The organism is Agrococcus sp. UYP10, from assembly GCF_040547205.1.
In the GTDB taxonomy this organism is placed as follows: Bacteria; Actinomycetota; Actinomycetes; order Actinomycetales; family Microbacteriaceae; genus Agrococcus; species Agrococcus jenensis.
On sequence record NZ_JBEPPG010000001.1, the window covers coordinates 736,252 to 754,221 of the forward strand.

The following is a 17,970-nucleotide window of genomic DNA, read 5'->3' on the forward strand; positions in this document are numbered from 1 at the left end:
ATCGCTGATGCCCGCTCTCCCCTCACCGCGCCGCGTCCAGGGCACCTACTACGTCCTCACGCTCGGCAACACGCTTGCGGCATCGTTCATCTGGGGCATCAACACCCTCTTCCTGCTCGACGCGGGGCTCACGAACCTCGAGGCGTTCGCCGCCAACGCGTTCTACACGGTGGGCGTGCTGCTGTTCGAGATCCCCACCGGCGTCGTCGCCGACACCCTTGGCCGGCGGGCGTCGTACCTGCTCGGCACGCTCACGCTCGCGGTCACGACGGTGCTCTACTGGCTGCTCTGGGTGTGGGAGTCGCCGTTCTGGGCCTGGGCGCTCGTCTCGGTGCTGCTCGGCCTCGGCTTCACCTTCTTCACCGGCGCCGTCGACGCCTGGCTCGTCGACGCCCTGCAGGCGGCCGGCTACGAGGGCAGCCTCGAGACCGTCTTCGGCCGCTCGCTCATCGTGAGCGGCGCGGCGATGCTGTCAGGGTCGGTGCTCGGCGGCTTCATCGCGCAGGTGACCGACCTCGGGGTGCCGTTCCTCATCCGCGCGGGCGTGCTGCTGGCGATGATCGTCGTCGCGGGGCTGCTCATGCGCAACCTCGGCTTCCAGCCCGACCGCAGCGAGGGCCCGATCCGGGCGACGCGCACGGTGCTGCGCGCGTCCTGGCGCCACGGGCTCGGCAACGCGCCGGTGCGCTGGCTGCTGCTCGCGAGCCCGTTCACGGCGGGCGTCGGCTTCTACGTCTTCTACGCCCTGCAGCCGCACCTGCTGCAGCTGTGGGGCGACCCGAACGCCTACACGGTCGCCGGCCTCGCCGCCGCCCTGCTCTCGGGCGCCTCGATGGTGGGCGGGGCGATCGCGCCGCTCGTGCGGCGGCTGTTCCGCCACCGCACCTCGACGATCCTGCTCGCGACGGTGACGAGCGTGGCCGTGCTGGTGGCGCTCGGCCTCGTGCAGGACTTCTGGATCGCCATCGGGCTCGTCGCCCTGTGGGGCGTCATGTCGGCCATCGACGACCCGGTGCACCGCGCCTACCTGAACGACCTCATCCCCTCGAAGCAGCGGGCGACCGTGCTCTCGTTCGACTCGCTGCTCGGGTCGGCGGGCAGCACGGCGTTCCAGCCGGCGCTCGGGCGCAGCGCCGACATCGGGGGCTACGGCTTCTCGCTGCTGCTGAGCGGTGCCATCTCGGCGATCGCGGTGCCGTTCGTGCTGCTGAGCCGCGCGCAGCACGACCCCGCCGACACCCAGCGCGAGGCCGACGCCGAGGCGCCGGTCGCCACCGATCGGCCGCCGACGACCGGCACGGCCGTCCCGACCGAGCGGCCGGGCTCGAGCGACTAGGGCGAGCCCGTCTCGACGGAGCCGCCGGTCGCGCGAGGGGCATCTGCCCTCGCACCGCCGACCGCTCCGTTCGGATCGAAGCGTCGGGGGTCGAGGAAGCCGATGTCGGTGAAGGGCTGCTCGTCGACGGCGAGCTGCGCGGCGAGCTCGCCGAGCGCGGCCGCGTGCTTGAACGAGTGCCCCGAGCAGCCGCCGGCGACGATGACGCGGCCCGAGGCATCCGTCGGCCCGACGACGAACTGGCCGTCGGGCGTGTGCGCCATGATGCAGGTCGTGAGATCGGCCGGCTCGGGGTCGAGGTCGGGGAACGCGGCATCGACGAGCTCGCGGATGCGGGCGGTGTCGGCGGCGTGGACCTCGCGGTCGATCGCGTCGGGGTCGTCCTCGTCGAAGGGGCCGTCGAACTCGGGGCCGACCTTCGCGAGGTCGCCGGGCAGGGCGCCGTGGCCCCAGATCCACTCCGCCGTGCCGGGCACGCTGCGGATGAACACCGGGATGCGGTCGATGGACGCGTCGTGCCCGTCGCGCGCGCCGAACCAGCTCATGACGACGCGGTGCGGCCGCACCGGCAGGCCGGTGAGCTGCGCGAGCCACGGCCCCGCGGCGATCACCGCGCGCCGGGCGCGCACGTCGCCGCGCTCGAGCCGCACCGTGACGGCGGCGTGCCCGATGTCGCCGACGTCGTCGACCTCGATGCCGAGCACCCGCTCGCCGGTGCGGATGCTGGCGCCTGCGGCACGCGCGGCGTCGACGGCCGCGACGATCGCCGCCTCGGGCCGCAGCACGCCCGCCTCCGGATCCCAGATGCCCACGTCGCCCGGGTGGAGGTGCGCGAGCGCGGGCAGCCGCTCCGCGATCGCCGCGGCGTCGAGCTGCTCGACGGGCAGGTCGTGCTCGCGCGCGGCGGCGAGCGTGCCCTCGATGATGCGCGTGCCGGGCTGCCCGATCATGATGCCGCCGGTCTCGACGAGCAGCTCCTCGCCGCTGTGCGCCTCGAGCTCGCGCCAGAGCTCGCGCGAGCGGCGCGCGATGGGTGTGAGCCCCGGGTGCTCGAGGCACGCGACGCGGAAGAGCCGCGACCGGCCGTGCGATCCGCCCCACGGGTGGCCCGGCTCGTGCTGATCGATGCCGACCACGTCGAGGCCGCGCGCGGCGAGCCGCCATGCGGCGCTCGACCCCACGGCGCCGAGCCCGACCACCACGACGTCCGCGATCCGCTCACCCTGCTGATCCACCGCATCCGCCCGTGCATCGCTCATCCCTCGAATCTACGACGCCGCGCGATCCTCGACCGGGCCAGTGGTCACCCGGCGCAACAGTCGCGTCCGCCGACCACTGACCCGGTTGAGGATCCGGGAATACAGTGTCGGCACCCGCGGTTGCAGATGTCGTTCAACTTTGAAATACTTGCCAGCGACGGAAGGAAACGCCATGAGCAGCATGCAGTTCGGCATCTTCTCGGTGAGCGACCTCACCCAGGACCCCACGACGGGCCGCACGCCCACCGAGCACGAGCGCATCAAGGGCTGGATCGCCATGGCCGAGAAGGCCGAGGAGGTCGGCCTCGACGTCTTCGCCGCCGGCGAGCACCACAACCCGCCGTTCTTCTCCTCCTCGCCCACGACGATCCTCGGTCACATCGCAGCGCGCACCGAGCGGCTCATCCTCTCGACCGCGACGACGCTCATCACCACGAACGACCCGGTGAAGATCGCCGAGGACTTCGCGATGCTGCAGCACCTGAGCGACGGCCGCGTCGACCTCACGCTCGGCCGCGGCAACACCGGCCCCGTCTACCCGTGGTTCGGCAAGGACATCCGCGACGGCATCGAGCTCGCGATCGAGCACTACGCCCTGCTCCGGAAGCTCTGGACCCAGCCGGTCGTGAACTGGACGGGCAAGCACCGCACGCCGCTCACCGGCTACACCTCGACCCCCGCGCCGCTCGACGGCGTCGCGCCCTTCGTGTGGCACGGCTCCATCCGCTCGCCGCAGATCGCCGAGCAGGCCGCGTACTACGGCGACGGCTTCTTCCACAACAACATCTTCTGGAACAAGGAGCACACCGAGCGGATGGTGCGCCTGTACCGCTCGCGCTTCGCGCACTACGGCCACGGCGAGCCCGAGCAGGCGTTCGTCGGCCTCGGCGGCCAGATCTTCATGAAGCCGACCGAGCGCGAGGCGAAGGAGCGGTTCCGCCCGTTCTTCGACGTCGCCCCGGTCTACGGCCACGGCCCGTCGCTCGAGGAGTTCACCGAGGCGACCCCGCTCACGGTCGGCACGCCCGAGCAGGTCATCGAGAAGACCCTCAGGTTCCGCGACTACGTGGGCGACTACCAGCGCCAGCTGTTCCTCGTCGACCACGCGGGCCTGCCGCTCGAGGAGGTGCTCGAGCAGATCGAGGTGCTCGGCACCGAGGTCGTGCCGGTGCTGCGCCGCGAGTTCGACTCGGTGCGCCAGGCGGGCGTGCCGGATGCGCCCACCCACGCCGCGCGCGTCGCCGCCGCGAAGGAGGCCGGCACGCAGCTCGGCGAGCAGGGCAGCACCTGGCGCGCGCAGGGCGAGCGCTCCGACCTCGACACCGGTGCGGCGATCGCCCGGCAGGGAGGCGAGGCAGCGTGACCTCCCCCCGCATCGCGGTCGTCTCGGCGGGCCTCGGCGAGCCGTCGAGCACGAAGCTGCTGGCCGACCGGCTGCGCGACGCCACCCTGCGCGCGCTCGCCGGCCACGGCCAGCACACCGAAGCCGTCGACGTCGTGCTGCGGCCGCTCGCGCAGGACATCGCGTCGCACATGCTCACGCACAACCCCTCGGAGGCGCTCGCCGCGGCGATCCGCGAGGTGGTGGACGCCGAGGCGATCATCGCCGTCACGCCGACGTTCAACATGTCGTACTCGGGGCTCTTCAAGTCGTTCTTCGACGTCATCGAGGAGGGCCAGCTCGCCTCGATCCCCACCGCGCTCGGGGCGACCGGCGGCTCCGCCCGGCACTCGATGGTCATGGACACGGCGATGCGCCCGATGTTCTCGTACCTCAAGGCGCAGGTCGTGCCGACGGGCGTCTTCGCCGCGAGCGAGGACTGGGGCACCGACTCCGGGCTCGAGAGGCGCATCGAGCGCGAGGGCAAGGAGCTCGCCGACCTCATGGTGGCGCTGCCGCGGCGCCGAGAGGCCGACCCGTTCGACGAGTCGGGCGAGGCGTTCCTGTCGTTCGAGCAGATGCTGGGGCACGCGTGACGAGCGACCGCGTCGCTCCGCGCGCCTGGCGCGCGTACTTCGAGGGCTCGCGGCTGCTCGAGAACGAGCTCGAGCGCCGCATGAAGGCGACGAGCGGGATCGACCTCGGCGACTTCAACGTGCTGCTCGTGCTGTCGGAGGCCGAGGGCGGGCGGATGCGCATGGGCGACCTCGCCCGTGCGATCGCCTTCGCGCCCGGCCGGCTGACGTACCGCATCGCCGCGCTCGAGCGCGAGGAGCTCGTGGTGCGCCAGCCGAGCATCGACGACCGCCGCGGCACCGACGCGGTGCTGACGGATGCCGGACGACGTCGCCTGCGCAAGGCACGCCCGCAGCACGCCCGGCACGTCGAGGAGCTGTTCCTCGGCTGCCTCGACGCCGACGCGGTCGAGGTGCTCGACCGCGTCTTCGGCCCGCTGCGCTCGCGCCTGCTCGCCCGCGACCACGAGGACTGACCTCCGTCGCGTCTTGGGCGAGCCTTCAGCGGTTCCTGAGACGATGACGAGGTGCTGGAGCAGCGACTGCTGGAGAAGGCGATCGGCGATGCCGGTCGCCTGATCGCTGTCGAGCCCTTCGGCGAGGGCAGCATCGCCCGCTTCACGATCGACGCCGGCGAGCACGCGGGCGACTGGTTCGTCGACAGCTCGCGCCAGCCCGTCGCACGCGAGACCGGCTTCGTCATCCGCTCGCGCGAGGGCGTCGCGGTCGCGCGCATCTGGCGGCATCCGTTCGACCCCCGACTGCCGGCGCTGCGCACCGCGCTCGACCCGGTGCGGCTCGGCCGCATCGCGAACGCCGCGGGCAGCGGCGGCCCGATCGAGGCCCGGGTGCTCGCCTACCGGCCGGGCCGGAGGGCGGTCGTGCGGCTGACGCAGCACGGCGTGCACCTGTTCGTGAAGGTCGTCCGGCCGGGAGAGGCCGAGGACCTCGCCGAGATCCACCGCGCGTGCCGCGCAGCGGGAGTCCCGGCGCCGGAGGTCGTGCACTGGACGCCCGCGGGGGTCGTCGTCGTGCGCGACGCCGAGGGCACGCCCGGACCCGTCGCCGCGAGCCGCATGCCCGCCCGCGTGCTGCTCGACGCGGTCGACGAGCTGCGCGGGCACCTGCTCTCGGTGCGCACGCGGCGCATCGCTCGCGCCTCCGCCGGGTCGCGGATCGACTGGCACCTCGACCGGCTCGCCGCCGACCTGCCCGAGCGCGCCGCCGACGCCAGAGCGCTGCTCCCGGCGCTCGTGCCGCACCTGCGCCGGGTCGGCCAGGCGCGCGTCGTGCACGGCGACCTCCACATCGGCCAGCTCTTCCTCACCGGCGGGCGCGTGTCGAGCGTCATCGACGTCGACACGGCCGGGCTCGGCGACCCCGCGGACGACACCGCCGCATTCATCGGCCACGCCATCGCGAGCGCCGTGACGAACGAGGTCGCGGGGCGCACGACGGATGCCGCGCTGCTGCAGGCGATCGCCGACGAGGCGGCCGACCGCTGGCTGCGCGACGCGCATGCCGCGGCGCTCACGGCGCTGCACCTCGTGGGCCACGGCATCCGGGCCGCCGACCGCTCCCCCGAGGCGGCCGGCCTGCTGCTCGATCGCGCCCAGCGCATCGCGCCGGCTCGCGCGAGGCGCTGAGCCGCCGCTCGCGCTGCGCTCGCGACACGCCCGGGCAGCGGCCAACTGGGCAACCGTCGACTCGCCAGTGCTGGCGCGGAGGATTGCGGTGCGGCCGCCCGTGCGCCCAATCCAGCCGGCGCGGTGATCCCGAAGCACCACTGCACACGCTGAAGCTGTCGTGGCCTCCGGGTCGCGACATCAACCGAAAGGGAAGCCATGCAGAAGCGCACCACCTTCAAGATCGCCACCGCCGGAGTCGTGGGCCTCGGCCTCGCTGTCACCGGTGGCTTCGCGGCGAACGCCGCGGACCACGACGACGAGAGCCTCGACCTGGGCCTCGGGCTCGGCTACGCCGAGGAGGACTCGAGCGGCAACGCGGAGGTCGGCCTGGGCCTCGGCGAGGACGGCCTCGACATCAAGTCGATCGTCATGCTGCAGGGCGACGACACCGCGATCGGCACTGGGCTCGACGTCTCGGCCGACGAGGAGTCGGAGTCGATCGACGTCGCCACGGGCACCGCGGTCGAGACCGAGGACGTCGCGGTCGGCGCCGGCGCGGGCGTTGCCGCCGATGAGGACGGCGCGGCCGTCGCGACCGGCGCGGGCGCCGCGACGGAGGATGTCGCCGTCGCCACGGGCGCCGAGGCCAGCGCGACCGAGGACGGCGCCAGCACGAGCACGGGCACCTCGGCACAGACCGAGGACGAGAGCCTCGAGGTCGGCACGGAGGCCGGCGCCTCCGACGACACCGACGCGCTCGACCTGGGCGTCGTCGTGGTCGGCGAGGGCGAGGACGGCGAGGTCGGCGTCGAGCTCGGCGGCCTGCTGGGCGACTGACCCACGCACCATCGCGAGGCGCCGCTCCCTCCGGGGGCGGCGCTTCGTCGCGTCCGGCGGCACGCGACGCGGTCAGACCAGGCGGTAGCCCATGCCCCGCACGGTCTCGATCCGGTCGGCGCCCAGCTTGTTGCGCAGGTAGCGGATGTAGACGTCGACGACGTTCGAGCCGGGGTCGAAGTCGTAGCCCCAGACGCGGCTGAGCAGCTGCTCGCGCGACAGCACCTGGCCGGCGTGCCGCACGAGCTCCTCGGCGAGCGCGAACTCGCGGCCCGAGAGGTCGACCTCGCGGCCGTCCATCCTCGCGCGGCGGGTGCGGATGTCGAGCTCGAGGCCCTGGTGCCGGAGCTCCGAGGGCACCTGCGCGCCGGAGGCGGCCGACGCCATCCGCAGCCGGACCCGTGCGAGCAGCTCGTCGAAGCGGAACGGCTTCGCCATGTAGTCGTCGGCGCCGCCCTCGAGCCCCGCGACGGTGTCGCTCCCGCCGCCGCGCGCGGTGAGGATGATCACCGGCATCGACGATCCCGAGCCGCGCAACTGCGCGAGCACCTCGAAGCCGTCCATGCCGGGCAGGCCGATGTCGAGCACGAGCAGGTCGAACCCATCGGTGAGCGCGAGGTCGAGCGCCTCGGGCCCGGTCGCGGCGACGCGGGTGCTGTAGCCGGCCGCGGCCAGCCCCTTCTCGACGAACGCGGCGATGCGCGCCTCGTCCTCGGCGATCAGGATCGATGCCACTGCTGCTCCTGGTGGTCGGCGGACGTGCGGTCGGCGGTCGTGCGGTCGTGGACGGCGCCGTCGTGGATGGCACGGTCGCGGATGGCGTGGTCGTCCTGCGTCGACGGGGTCGCCACCGACGCGCTCGCGGGCGGCGTGCTCGCGGGCGGCACGATCGCGCCGGGCAGCGTGAGGAGGAACTCGGAGCCGGCGCCGGCATCCGCCACCCACGCCCTGCCCCCGTGCCGCTCGGCGATGAGCGCGACGATCGACAGCCCCAGGCCCGAGCCGCCGTCTCCGCGCCCCTCGGCGGCGCCGCGGCGGAAGCGCTCGAAGATCACCTGCTTGAGCTCGTCGGGCACGCCGGGGCCGCGGTCGCGCACGAAGAGCTCGAGGTCGCTGCCGCGCACACGGGAGCCGATCGCGAACGGCCCTCGCGCGTGCCGCACCGCGTTCGCGGCCAGCTGCAGCATGGCCTGCGTGATGCGGTCCGGGTCGAGCCGGGCGACGACCGGCGTGGCCTCGACGTTCGGGTCGAGGTCGGCGCCGTCGATGGCGAGCGCCTTCACCGCGATCTGCTCGACGAGCGCCGCGACGTCGGTGTCCCGCAGCTCGAACGCCGCCGGGTCGCGCAGGCGTGCGGCGGCGCGCAGGTCGTCGACGAGCCGCGCCATCCGATCGAGCTCGTCGATCGCGAGCTCCCGTGTCTCGACGACGTCGGCCGGGCTCTCCGGATCCACGAGCTCGAGGTGGCCGCGCACGATCGTGATGGGCGTCTTCAGCTCGTGCCCGACGTCCTGCAGCAGCTGCCGCTGGTCGTCGAGCGAGCTGCCGAGCCGGTCGAGCATGCCGTTGACCGTCGCGGCGAGCTGCGAGACATCGTCCTTGCCCGTCACCGGGATGCGCTCCGACAGGTCTGCCCCCGAGGCGCGCTCCGCGACCTCGCGCATGTGGCGGATGGGGCGCAGCAGCCGCCCGGAGACGAGCAGCCCGATGCCGAACGTGACCGCGGTGGCGAGGAGCGCGGTGAGGGCGAAGACCCGGGCGGCGCCGTCGAGCTCGGCGAGCTCCGCCTCGACGTCGTAGCCGGTGACGAAGACGGCACGCGGCGGGCCGCTCGCGACCTCGCCCACCGTGACAGGCGCGGCCAGGTAGCGGATCGACCGCGTCCCCTCGACGTAGGTGCCGAGCACCGTGCGGCCGTCCGCCGTCTCGGCGATGATCCGCTCGACGAAGCCGGGCAGCTGCTCGAGCGGCACGTCGGGCGCGATGCCGGGCTGCCAGGCCGCCTCGCCGTCGACGATGCCGAGGGTGCCGGTGTTGTCGTCCGGGGCGAGCCGCTGCACGATCGTCGAGACGGCCTCGTCGGTCGACGACCAGTCGTCCCCCTCGACGATGAACCGCACGGAGTCGAGCGCCGCGTCGAGGTTGGCGTCGATCTGCTCGAGCACCCGCACGCGATCGACCGCGTAGGCGACGCTGCCCGCCGCGATCGCCGTGATGAGCGAGAGCAGCGTCAAGAGCCCGACGATCCGCGAGCGCACCGTCCAGGTGCGCAGGCGAGGGCGTGGCGCATCGGGCATCTGACCATGCAACCACCCGCGGGTGCGCCATGTGCCGAAGGTGAGAGAAGCCTCACGCTCGCCCACCGGCGCCGCGCGTCTGCTGGGATCGAGGCATGCAGCAGCAGCGGGAGCACGAGCACGCGACGGCGGAGCCGGTCGATCCCGGCAGGAGCGCCGAGGAGCAGCTGCTGCGCGATGCGCTCGGCGACGAGCTGCGGGGCGAGCTGCGCATGCTGAGCCACGAGCCGTATGGCGAGGGGGCGCTCACCGGCTTCGAGGAGGCCGGCACCGCCCGCGCCTGGTACGTCGACACCTCGGGCAAGCGCGTCGACAGCGAGACCGGGCTGGTGCTCGGGGACCCGCAGCAGCCCCAGGCGCGCATCTGGCTGCACCCCGCCGACCCGCGGCTGCCGGCGCTCTCCCCCGCCTCGTTCCCCGACGCCGCCGCGACGCTCATGGCCCGCATGGGCGTCGCGATCGACCGGCGCCCCGAGCTGCTCGTCTACCGACCGGGCAAGCGCGCCATGTTCCGGATGCGCGCCGGCGCCCGCGAGACCTACCTGAAGATCGTGCGCCCGTCGTCGTCGGCCGCCATCGTGCACCTGCAGGAGTCGCTCCGCGCGGGCGGCGTACCGGTGCCCACCATCACCGGCTGGTCGGAGCTCGGCATCGTGCTCACCGAGGCCGCGGCGGGCGTGCCGCTGACCGCGCGGCTCGACGAGCTCGACCCCGAGCTGCTGCTCGACTCGATCGACGCGCTGCGCGAGCGGATGGCGGCGGTCGACACCGGTCGCGACGCACGCGCCTCGCTCGCCTCGCGCACCCCCTGGTACGTCTCGCGGCTGCGCGCGGCGCTCGACCGCCACGCCCGGCGCGGGGCCCGGCTCGGGGTGCTCCTCGCGAGCGTCGAGCGCTCGCTCGACGCATTGGACGCCGCCGCACCCGACGACGCCGACCGCCGCACCGTGCACGGCGACCTCCACGTCGGGCAGCTGTTCATCGACGCGGACGGGTCGAGCCGCATCGCCGGCGTCATCGACATCGACACGGCCGGCCTCGGGGATCCGGCCGACGACGAGGCAGCGTTGATGGGGCACCTCGTCGCATCGATCGCGCTCTCCCGTGCCGACCCGGCGAGGGCGGCGGGCTTCCGGCGGCTCCTCGACGCGTCGGCGGCGCGCTGGCTCGCGCCCGGGCGACCGGGACGCGCGCGCGTCGCGCACCGCACGGCGGTGCATGTCCTCGCCCACGCGCTCACCCCGACGGAGCGCGGCGACCTCGAGACGGCCGAGGCCGAGCTCGCGCTCGGCCTCGAGATCCTCGGTCACGCCGGGCGCGCGCGGGGCGGCAGATGAGAGAGCTCTCATCCGACCCTCCTGCGCCGCTCACGCGGCGACGTGATCGTGGAGGCATGCAGCGCAACCAGTGGATCCTCGTCGGCACGGCCGGCGTGCTCAGCGTCGGCGCCCTCGCGATCGGCGCCGTCGGCGTCGCCAACGCGATGAGCGTGCAGGATGCGGCGGGCCGCCCGGTCGCGGGGGTCGAGATCCGCGGCGACGCGCTCGACGGATCGGCCGGCGCCATCCCGTCGAAGGCCGGCGGCGACGTGATCCTCGCCCCGTCCCCGACCGCGACGCCCTCGGCGAGCGGCGCGGCGAGCGCAGCGGCGCCCGCACCTGCGCCGGCGCCCGCTCCGGCCCCCGCACCCGCGCCCGCGCCCGCGCAGCAGGCACCCGCTCCGGCGCCGGCGCCGGCGCCCGTGGCCCCGGCCGCCTCGGTCTCGGCCGCCTCCGCCGCGTCGAACGGCTGAGCCGCGCGCAGACCTCCCGGATCGCAGGGTCGTGAGGTAGACTAATGAAATGCCTGCCATCGCCCTCGCCGATTCCCTGCGCGTGGCGCTCGTGCGCATGGGGCGCCGCATGCGCCGCGAGCGGGCGGACGAGAACCTGTCGCTCCACCACCTCTCCGCGCTCGGCGCGATGCAGGCGCTCGAGGAGCCCACGCTCGCGAGGATCGCCGCCGCCGAGTGCGTGAAGCCGCCGAGCATGGTGAAGACGCTGCAGCACCTCGAGTCGCTCGGCTACGTCGAGCGCAGCGACCACCCGAGCGACGGCCGCATGGTGATCTTCCGCATCAGCGCCAAGGGCGAGCAGATGATCGGCGAGACCCGCGAGCGCCGCAACCGCGCGCTCGCCTCCGCGATCGAGCAGCTGAGCGCCGAGGACCGCGCCGCGCTCGAGCGTGCTGTGCCGATCATCGAGCGGCTGGCCGAGCAATGATGTTCCGGAGCTTGCGGCTCTTCAACTACCGCACCTGGTTCACCGGCGCGCTGATCTCGAACGTCGGCGCGTGGATGCAGTCGACGGCGCTGTCGTGGACGGTGCTGACCGTCCTGACCGAGAACGACGCGACCGCCGTCGGCATCAACATGGCGCTGCAGTTCGGCCCGCAGCTGCTGCTGGTGCCCGTCTCGGGGCTCATCGCCGACAAGTACGACCGCCGCAAGGTGCTGCTCGTCACGCAATCCGCGATGGGCGTGCTCGCGCTCATCCTCGGCGTGGTCGTGACCACCGGCCTCGTCGAGCTCTGGCACGTGCAGCTGTTCGCGCTCGCGTTCGGCATCGTCCAGGCGTTCGACATGCCGGCGCGCCAGGCGTTCGTCTCCGAGCTCGTGGGGCAGGGCGACATCGCCAACGCGGTCGCGCTCAACTCCGCCTCGTTCCACGGCGCGCGCCTCATCGGCCCGGCGGTCGCGGGCGTGCTCATCGCGCTCGTCGCGCCGGGCCCGGTCTTCCTCATCAACGCGGTGACGTTCATCGCGATGATCGTCGCGCTGCTGCGGATCCGCAGGAGCGAGCTGCAGCCGAGCCCGCGCGGCGCCAAGGGCTTCGGCGACATCGTTGAGGGCTTCCGCTACGTGCGGAAGCGCGGCGATCTGCTCATCGTCTTCGTGATGGCGTTCATCCTCGGCACGTTCGGGCTCAACTTCCCGATCTACATCTCGACGATGACGAGCGTCGAGTACCGCGCGGACGCGAGCACGTTCGGCATCCTCTCGAGCGCGATGGCGATCGGCTCCGTGACGGGCGCCCTGCTCGCCGCGCGCTCCGAGCGGCCGCGCTGGACCTACATCATCGGCGGCATCGGCTCGTTCGTGCTCGCCTGCGTCTTCGCCGCGCTCGCGCCGAGCATCTGGGTGTTCGGCATCGCGCTCGCGGTCGCCGGCTTCACGGCGCAGCTCTTCATGACGAACGCGAACTCGATGGTGCAGCTCACGAGCGCTCCGGAGGTGCGCGGGCGCGTGATGGCGCTCTACGGCGCGGTCTTCATGGGCGGCACCCCGATCGGCGCCCCGATCGTGGGCTGGGTCGCCGACCTGTTCGGCCCTCGCTCCGGCATCCTGGTCGCCGCCGCGACGTGCCTCATCGCCTTCGTGGCCGGCGCGATCTGGTGGGCCCGCGCGCGCCGCGGCGACCGGATGACCCGCACCGGCACGCTGACGCTGCCGCCGGCGACGGAGTCGGTCGACGTCGTGAAGTGACCGGTCGCGGGCGGCTCGAGGCGCTCGCGGCTCGAGCGTCGCCAGCCGGCTCCTGCGGGGTTGATAGGCGCGGTGCATAGCGTGGGCGCATGACCACGCGACCGACCGAGAACGTCTGGGACTACCCGCGCCCGCCCCGCATCGAGCCGAGCGACGAGCTCGTGCGCGTGGTGCTCGGCGGCGAGGTGATCGCCGAGACGCGCGCGTCGCTGCGCGTGCTCGAGACGAGCCATCCGCCCACCTACTACCTGCCGCGCGCCGCCTTCCGCGAGGGAGCGCTCGCGAGCGCACCGGGTGCGAGCGTCTGCGAGTGGAAGGGCCGCGCGAGCTACCTCACGGTCGCCGGCGGCGATCGCGCCGAGTCCGCTGCCGCGTGGTGGTACCCGACCCCGCAGCCGGGCTTCGAGCCGCTCGCCGACCACATCGCGATCTACCCGGGCCGCATGGACCGCGTGGAGGTCGACGGCGAGGCGGTCGAGCCGCAGGCCGGCGGCTTCTACGGCGGCTGGATCACGTCGCGCGTGACCGGACCGTTCAAGGGCGCGCCGGGCACGCGGGGCTGGTAGCCGAGGCGGTCAGCGCCCGCTCACTCCTCGTGGCCCATCTTCACGGCCTCCACCACGAGCCGCACGATGAGCACGACGAGGAAGACGGCGAAGAGGATCGACGCGGTGCGCGCGTCGAGCGCGATCGCGGCGGCCGCGCCGAGGGCGGTCGTCACGCACGCCGACAGGCCGACGACGAGGGCTGACAGCAGGTCGACGTTGCGCTTGCGCAGGTTGCCGATCGTGCCCGAGATCGCGGTCGGGATCATCATCGCGAGCGACGTGCCCTTCGCGACCAGGTCGCTCTGCCCGAACAGCAGGATGAGCATCGGCACGATGATGATGCCGCCGCCGACGCCGAGGATGCCCGAGAGGACGCCGGTGATGAAGCCCAGCACGACGAGCGCGGCGATCGACCACGGATCGAGCGCCGTCTCGGCCTCGCGCGAGGGCACCACGAAGAACAGGCTCACCGCGACCGCGGCGAGGAACACGATGAACGCCCAGCGGATCGCGAGCACGGGCAGCTTGTGCAGCAGGTGCGCGCCGACCTGCGCGCCGATGACCGAGCCGATGACGAGGATGAGCGCGACGAGCCAGTCGACGTGACCCGCGGCGGCGTAGCTGCCGACGCCCACGAGCGCCGACGGCACGATCGCGGCGAGCGACGTCCCCGCCGCGCGACGGCGGCCGAAGCGCGCGAGCAGCACGAGGAGCGGCACGATGACGATCCCGCCGCCGATGCCGAACATCCCCGACAGGAAGCCGGCGAACAGCCCGATGCCGACGAGGGCGAGGATCGGGCGGCGCTGGTCGGTCTCTTCGCTCTCGGTCACCCCTCCATCCTGCCGTGCTCGTGGGCCTCCTCCGGCGCGCGCAGCACGAGCACGACGACGACCAGCGACAGGATGATCGCCGACACAGCGACGGGGAACGGCAGCACCGGGTCGAGCAGCACGAGCAGCGCAGCGGTCGGCACGACCGTGTTCACGAGGCGGTCGCGCTGGTGCCGCAGCGCGATCCACCAGATGCCCATGACGAACACCGCGATCGGCACGGTGACGGTGAAGGACGCGAGGAGCGGATCGAGCGACGACGTCTCCGTGAGCACGTCGATCTCCACCTCGATGCCGGCAGAGAGGGCACCGGCGGCGGCGAAGACGAAGTAGTGCGCGTAGCCGTGCCGCAGCGAGCTCGCGTAGTCGGTGATGAGCCGGTGGTGGGGCGACCAGAAGTAGATCCACCAGAGCGCGCAGGTCACCACGAGCGCGAGCGTCGCGATCCAGAGCAGCGGGCCCAGCTCGTCGACCTCCTCGAGCGCGACGATGACCGCGTTGGCCGAGGCGAGCAGGCTCTCGCCGAGCAGGATGAGCGTGAAGAGACCGAAGCGCTCGGTCAGGTGGTGCGGGTGCCAGGGCGTCTCGCCCTGCCGCTCGGCGACGAGCGGCACCGCGAGCTCGGCGACCATCAGCAGGACGATCGCGACGTACGACACCGGAGCGGGCAGCAGCAGCGACAGCAGCCACAGCCCCTGCAGCACCGAGATGCCGATCGCGTAGAGCTGGGTCGCCCGACGGCTGTCGCCGGCGCCGCGCGACGCGCGCAGCCACTGCGCCACCATCGCGACCCGCATCACGACGTAGCTGAAGATCAGCAGCGAGAAGTCGCGCTCCTCGAACGCCGGCTTGATGCCGGCGGCCAGCACGAGCACGCCGGCCATCTGCACGAACGTCAGCAGCCGGTACAGCCAGTCGTCGGTGCCGAACGAGGTGGCGAACCACGTGAAGTTCATCCACGCCCACCAGATGCCGAAGAAGATCACGGCGTAGACGAGCAGCCCCTCCGCGATGTGGCCCTCGCTCAGCGCGTGGTGCAGGTTGACGGCCGCGATGCTCACCGCGACGACGAACACGAGGTCGAAGAAGAGCTCGAGCGGCGTCGCGGCCCTGCCGGGCTCCTCCGGATCGCGCGGACGCATCCGCATGAGCCGGAATCGACCGGCCTCGGCTGCCGGGACGACCTCGGGCTCGCCGCTGTCGCGCGAACCGGCGTGGTGGGACATGCTCATGGCGCTGAGCCTACGGTCGCCGACGCGCGCCGCGCGCCGAGGGCGTCAGGGCTCGGTCGGCGGCCGAGCCGGTGACGGGGCCGCCGGTCGCATGGCATGGGCCATCCACCACCAGGCGAAGACGCTCAGGACGATCGGCACGATGATCGAGGCGAGGCTGCCGATCGCGACGAACGGCCAGGCGATCGCGACGAGCCGGTCGGCATCGGCCCACTCGGCCAGCGCGTCCGGATCGATGCCCGACGACGATCCGCCGAGCCCACCGGAGCCGATGCCCGGGACGCCGCCGACGAACGGGGCGCCGGCGGACGAGCCGAGCCCGCTGACGATGCTCGCGGCCACGAGGGCGATGCCGAACGCGGCCCACGTCACGCCGACCGGATGCGCGAGCCCGGGGTGGCGCAGCATGCGCGCGCTGAGCCACAGCCCGAGGAGCGCCATGCCGAGGCCCAACGGGACGCCGATCGCGAGTGCGATCGCGGTCGGCGTCCCGAGCCAGGGCAGCACCGCGCGGGCGATGCCGGCGCCCGGTTCCGGGGCACCCTCCATCCACGCGACGGCGCCGAGCAGCAGCGCGGGGATCGCGAGCCCGAGCAGCAGCATTGCGGCGCATGCCTGCGCGACGGCGAGCCCGAGCCAGGCGAGCCCGCCGCCGACGCCGCCCGCGAGGCGGGCCCGGTGCGCCGCGGCGCGCGGCAGCAGCGGCCGCGGAGCCGGCAGCGGCGCGGCCCCGATCGGCCGGCCGGACCCCGCGAGGGCGCCCGGTTCCGACAGCGTCATGGCGTCAGGCTAGGACCGCGTCCCCCGGCGTGCCAGGGGCGTCATCGTGTCGCGCTCGCGGCGGTCAGGCGGCGAGCGCCTGCTCGACGTCGCCGCGCAGCTGCTCCGGCGTCGTGGTGGGCGCGAAGCGCTCGAGCACCGTGCCGTCGCGGCCGATGAGGAACTTCGTGAAGTTCCACTTGATCGCGCCGCCGAGCAGCCCCTTCTTCTCCTCCTTGAGCCACTGGAAGACGGGGTGCGTGTCGCTGCCGTTGACCGCGACCTTCGCGAACATCGGGAAGCTGACGCCATAGTTGCGCTCGCACGCATCGGCGATCGCCTCGGCCTCGTCGAGCTCCTGGTTGAAGCTGTCCGAGGGGAAGCCGAGCACGACGAGCCCCTCCGGCGCGAGGTCGCGGTAGAGCTGCTCGAGGCCCTCGAACTGGGGCGTGAGGCCGCACTGGCTCGCCGTGTTCACCACGAGCACGACCTTGCCCTCGTAGTCGGCGAGGTCGACCTCGCCGCCGGTGAGTGCCTCTGCCTGGAAGTCGCTGAGCGTCGTCATGCGCTCATCCTCCCGGGTCTTGCTATGCGCGCGCCGAGCCGCGCGTCAGTCCGAGGTCGTGGGCTCAGGGCGCTCGAGCCCCGCGAACGGCGCGGTGCCGTCCCGGTAGGCCTGCTCGTCCGCCGCCTGGATGACGGTCGCGCCCGCCATGAGCGACACCTGGGACTGCACGGCGGCGTCCGTCTCCGGCGGCGCCCCCACCCCTCGATCGAGGTCCACGAGCATCACCGAGACCCAGGCGCTGCCGTTCGACGCCATGCCGAGCCACTGCCACATCTGCGCCGGGTCGAGCGACCCGTGCACCTCGACGACCTCGGCATCGTGCTCGGCCGGCGTCTGGTGCGCGTACGGCGCGCGATCGAAGTCCCAGACGATCGGGTCGAAGCCGTGCTCGGCGAGCTCCGCGTCGAGCGCGGCGCTCAGCGCCGGCCAGTCGTCGGGCACCGTCACGGTCGACCGGTCGCTCGAGTTGTAGAGGTGGTGCAGCGTCTCGCCGCCATAGCCGTTGCCGGTGTTCGCGAACATGCCGCCCGCCGCGCCCTCCGCCCAGGAGCCGCCCCTCGCGTGCTCGTCGACGACGCGCTGCAGATCGGTGAGGAGCGCGTCGCCGACCGACTCGATCTCCTCCGCCCGCGGCGCCGCGAGCACCTCGGCGGGCTCGACCCACGCCTCCCCGGGGAAGTCGGCCCACGAGAGCGTGACCTCCTGCCCGGATGCGTCCGTCACCGTCGCCCTGGGCGCCGGCGGCTGCAGCAGCATGCAGCCCGTCACCACGGCACCGACGAGGCACAGCGCGGCGGCCGGCCAGGTCCAGTGGATGCGTCGCATGGCAGGAGCCTGGCAGGCGGCGGCGCCCGGAGGGGCCGCCCGGGCGCGCAATCATCCCTCCGATGGACGGCGGCACGTCGAACTCGGCGCCGTGCGTCAGCGCTCGACGCGCTCCCCGCCGATCTGCCAGCTCGTCGTCGCGATCAACCGATCGATGAGCGCGTGCATGCTCCGACGGAGCGCATCGGGGTCGCCGACCTCGCGATGCTCGAGCAGCTGGTGGCCGATGACGACGAGGTCGCACGCCACCGGCGTGGGAGCGTCCAGCGAGGGAGCATCGGTGCGCGCGATCCTGACGCGGCGGCGAGTGCGGAGCACCTGCAGCTCGCCGCCGTCGGCCTCGGCCAGCCGCGCGAGCTCGCCGAACAC

The 17,970-nt window shown here is 73.3% G+C and carries 20 protein-coding genes; 11 read left to right on the plus strand and 9 right to left on the minus strand.

What is annotated here, in order from left to right:
- The first annotated feature begins 7 nt into the window (after positions 1 to 7).
- Complete coding sequence (locus tag ABIB37_RS03625; RefSeq protein WP_354256817.1) at positions 8 to 1,336, plus strand: MFS transporter; 1,329 nt, start codon at positions 8 to 10, stop codon at positions 1,334 to 1,336.
- Here ABIB37_RS03625 and solA read toward each other — a convergent pair.
- A complete protein-coding gene (gene solA, locus ABIB37_RS03630; RefSeq protein ID WP_354256820.1) occupies positions 1,333 to 2,595 on the minus strand; it encodes an N-methyl-L-tryptophan oxidase in 1,263 nt (420 codons plus the stop codon). The two genes, ABIB37_RS03625 and solA, sit on opposite strands and share 4 nt — an antisense overlap.
- A 181-nt stretch (positions 2,596 to 2,776) precedes the next feature.
- On the opposite strand from solA, the gene ABIB37_RS03635 reads away from it, so the two are divergent.
- The 5 genes from ABIB37_RS03635 (at position 2,777) to ABIB37_RS03655 (ending at position 7,016) form a co-directional block, all read left to right on the plus strand.
- Entirely contained in the window at positions 2,777 to 3,958 is a 1,182-nt protein-coding gene (locus ABIB37_RS03635) for an LLM class flavin-dependent oxidoreductase (RefSeq protein WP_354261518.1), read from the plus strand.
- Positions 3,955 to 4,572, plus strand: a complete 618-nt coding sequence (locus ABIB37_RS03640) for a CE1759 family FMN reductase (RefSeq protein WP_123696922.1) — start codon at positions 3,955 to 3,957, stop codon at positions 4,570 to 4,572. Before ABIB37_RS03635 ends, ABIB37_RS03640 begins: the two co-directional genes overlap by 4 nt.
- A complete protein-coding gene (locus tag ABIB37_RS03645) occupies positions 4,569 to 5,027 on the plus strand; it encodes a MarR family winged helix-turn-helix transcriptional regulator (protein WP_354256823.1) in 459 nt (152 codons plus the stop codon). The genes ABIB37_RS03640 and ABIB37_RS03645 overlap by 4 nt, the downstream gene beginning before the upstream one ends.
- Before the next feature lie 51 nt (positions 5,028 to 5,078).
- On the plus strand, positions 5,079 to 6,197 hold the full coding sequence (locus tag ABIB37_RS03650; RefSeq protein ID WP_354256825.1) for a phosphotransferase family protein: 1,119 nt from the start codon (positions 5,079 to 5,081) through the stop codon (positions 6,195 to 6,197).
- Positions 6,198 to 6,395: 198 nt separating this feature from the next.
- Positions 6,396 to 7,016, plus strand: coding sequence for a hypothetical protein (locus ABIB37_RS03655; protein WP_354256828.1), 621 nt, complete (start codon positions 6,396 to 6,398; stop codon positions 7,014 to 7,016).
- A gap of 72 nt (positions 7,017 to 7,088) precedes the next feature.
- On the opposite strand, the gene ABIB37_RS03660 is transcribed toward ABIB37_RS03655, so the two are convergent.
- Both ABIB37_RS03660 and ABIB37_RS03665 read right to left on the minus strand, forming a co-directional pair.
- Positions 7,089 to 7,751 carry a response regulator transcription factor gene (locus ABIB37_RS03660; RefSeq protein WP_354256830.1) on the minus strand — a complete coding sequence of 221 codons (663 nt, stop codon included), beginning with the start codon at positions 7,749 to 7,751 and terminating at the stop codon, positions 7,089 to 7,091.
- A complete protein-coding gene (locus ABIB37_RS03665; protein WP_354256831.1) occupies positions 7,736 to 9,313 on the minus strand; it encodes a sensor histidine kinase in 1,578 nt (525 codons plus the stop codon). The genes ABIB37_RS03660 and ABIB37_RS03665 overlap by 16 nt, the downstream gene beginning before the upstream one ends.
- Before the next feature lie 95 nt (positions 9,314 to 9,408).
- On the opposite strand from ABIB37_RS03665, the gene ABIB37_RS03670 reads away from it, so the two are divergent.
- The 5 genes from ABIB37_RS03670 (at position 9,409) to ABIB37_RS03690 (ending at position 13,402) form a co-directional block, all read left to right on the plus strand.
- Positions 9,409 to 10,650 (plus strand): phosphotransferase family protein, encoded by a 1,242-nt coding sequence (locus ABIB37_RS03670; protein WP_354256833.1) that lies wholly within the window; start codon positions 9,409 to 9,411, stop codon positions 10,648 to 10,650.
- 56 nt (positions 10,651 to 10,706) lie between these two features.
- Positions 10,707 to 11,105, plus strand: a complete 399-nt coding sequence (locus ABIB37_RS03675; RefSeq protein WP_354256835.1) for a hypothetical protein — start codon at positions 10,707 to 10,709, stop codon at positions 11,103 to 11,105.
- 49 nt (positions 11,106 to 11,154) lie between these two features.
- Positions 11,155 to 11,574, plus strand: coding sequence for a MarR family winged helix-turn-helix transcriptional regulator (locus tag ABIB37_RS03680; RefSeq protein WP_123696912.1), 420 nt, complete (start codon positions 11,155 to 11,157; stop codon positions 11,572 to 11,574).
- An 11-nt stretch (positions 11,575 to 11,585) separates the two neighbouring features.
- Complete coding sequence (locus ABIB37_RS03685) at positions 11,586 to 12,836, plus strand: MFS transporter (protein WP_354256837.1); 1,251 nt, start codon at positions 11,586 to 11,588, stop codon at positions 12,834 to 12,836.
- 89 nt (positions 12,837 to 12,925) lie between these two features.
- A complete protein-coding gene (locus ABIB37_RS03690) occupies positions 12,926 to 13,402 on the plus strand; it encodes a DUF427 domain-containing protein (RefSeq protein ID WP_354256839.1) in 477 nt (158 codons plus the stop codon).
- 20 nt (positions 13,403 to 13,422) lie between these two features.
- Here the strand turns inward: ABIB37_RS03690 and ABIB37_RS03695 are convergent, their stop codons facing one another.
- The 6 genes from ABIB37_RS03695 to ABIB37_RS03720 form a co-directional block, all read right to left on the minus strand.
- Positions 13,423 to 14,217 (minus strand): sulfite exporter TauE/SafE family protein, encoded by a 795-nt coding sequence (locus ABIB37_RS03695; protein ID WP_354256842.1) that lies wholly within the window; start codon positions 14,215 to 14,217, stop codon positions 13,423 to 13,425.
- Positions 14,214 to 15,449: a low temperature requirement protein A gene (locus tag ABIB37_RS03700; protein WP_502914027.1), complete on the minus strand. Its 1,236-nt coding sequence runs from the start codon at positions 15,447 to 15,449 to the stop codon at positions 14,214 to 14,216. Before ABIB37_RS03700 ends, ABIB37_RS03695 begins: the two co-directional genes overlap by 4 nt.
- 45 nt (positions 15,450 to 15,494) lie before the next feature.
- Complete coding sequence (locus ABIB37_RS03705) at positions 15,495 to 16,229, minus strand: hypothetical protein (RefSeq protein WP_354256844.1); 735 nt, start codon at positions 16,227 to 16,229, stop codon at positions 15,495 to 15,497.
- A gap of 64 nt (positions 16,230 to 16,293) precedes the next feature.
- Positions 16,294 to 16,773 carry a glutathione peroxidase gene (locus tag ABIB37_RS03710; RefSeq protein WP_354256847.1) on the minus strand — a complete coding sequence of 160 codons (480 nt, stop codon included), beginning with the start codon at positions 16,771 to 16,773 and terminating at the stop codon, positions 16,294 to 16,296.
- Between the two features lie 45 nt (positions 16,774 to 16,818).
- Entirely contained in the window at positions 16,819 to 17,601 is a 783-nt protein-coding gene (locus ABIB37_RS03715) for a hypothetical protein (RefSeq protein WP_354256850.1), read from the minus strand.
- Between the two features lie 96 nt (positions 17,602 to 17,697).
- The gene (locus ABIB37_RS03720; RefSeq protein WP_354256852.1) at positions 17,698 to 17,970 is read right to left on the minus strand and encodes a hypothetical protein; all 273 of its coding nucleotides are present in this window, start codon (positions 17,968 to 17,970) and stop codon (positions 17,698 to 17,700) included.

Bases quoted from the DNA above. Each gene is read 5' to 3' on its own strand.
- ABIB37_RS03625 (WP_354256817.1), top strand. From the start codon at position 8: ATGCCCGCTCTCCCCTCACCGCGCCGCGTCCAGGGCACCTACTACGTC.
- solA (WP_354256820.1), bottom strand. From the start codon at position 2,595: ATGAGCGATGCACGGGCGGATGCGGTGGATCAGCAGGGTGAGCGGATC.
- ABIB37_RS03635 (WP_354261518.1), top strand. From the start codon at position 2,777: ATGCAGTTCGGCATCTTCTCGGTGAGCGACCTCACCCAGGACCCCACG.
- ABIB37_RS03655 (WP_354256828.1), top strand. From the start codon at position 6,396: ATGCAGAAGCGCACCACCTTCAAGATCGCCACCGCCGGAGTCGTGGGC.
- ABIB37_RS03665 (WP_354256831.1), bottom strand. From the start codon at position 9,313: ATGCCCGATGCGCCACGCCCTCGCCTGCGCACCTGGACGGTGCGCTCG.
- ABIB37_RS03670 (WP_354256833.1), top strand. From the start codon at position 9,409: ATGCAGCAGCAGCGGGAGCACGAGCACGCGACGGCGGAGCCGGTCGAT.
- ABIB37_RS03675 (WP_354256835.1), top strand. From the start codon at position 10,707: ATGCAGCGCAACCAGTGGATCCTCGTCGGCACGGCCGGCGTGCTCAGC.
- ABIB37_RS03680 (WP_123696912.1), top strand. From the start codon at position 11,155: ATGCCTGCCATCGCCCTCGCCGATTCCCTGCGCGTGGCGCTCGTGCGC.
- ABIB37_RS03690 (WP_354256839.1), top strand. From the start codon at position 12,926: ATGACCACGCGACCGACCGAGAACGTCTGGGACTACCCGCGCCCGCCC.
- ABIB37_RS03700 (WP_502914027.1), bottom strand. From the start codon at position 15,449: ATGAGCATGTCCCACCACGCCGGTTCGCGCGACAGCGGCGAGCCCGAG.
- ABIB37_RS03705 (WP_354256844.1), bottom strand. From the start codon at position 16,229: ATGACGCTGTCGGAACCGGGCGCCCTCGCGGGGTCCGGCCGGCCGATC.
- ABIB37_RS03710 (WP_354256847.1), bottom strand. From the start codon at position 16,773: ATGACGACGCTCAGCGACTTCCAGGCAGAGGCACTCACCGGCGGCGAG.
- ABIB37_RS03715 (WP_354256850.1), bottom strand. From the start codon at position 17,601: ATGCGACGCATCCACTGGACCTGGCCGGCCGCCGCGCTGTGCCTCGTC.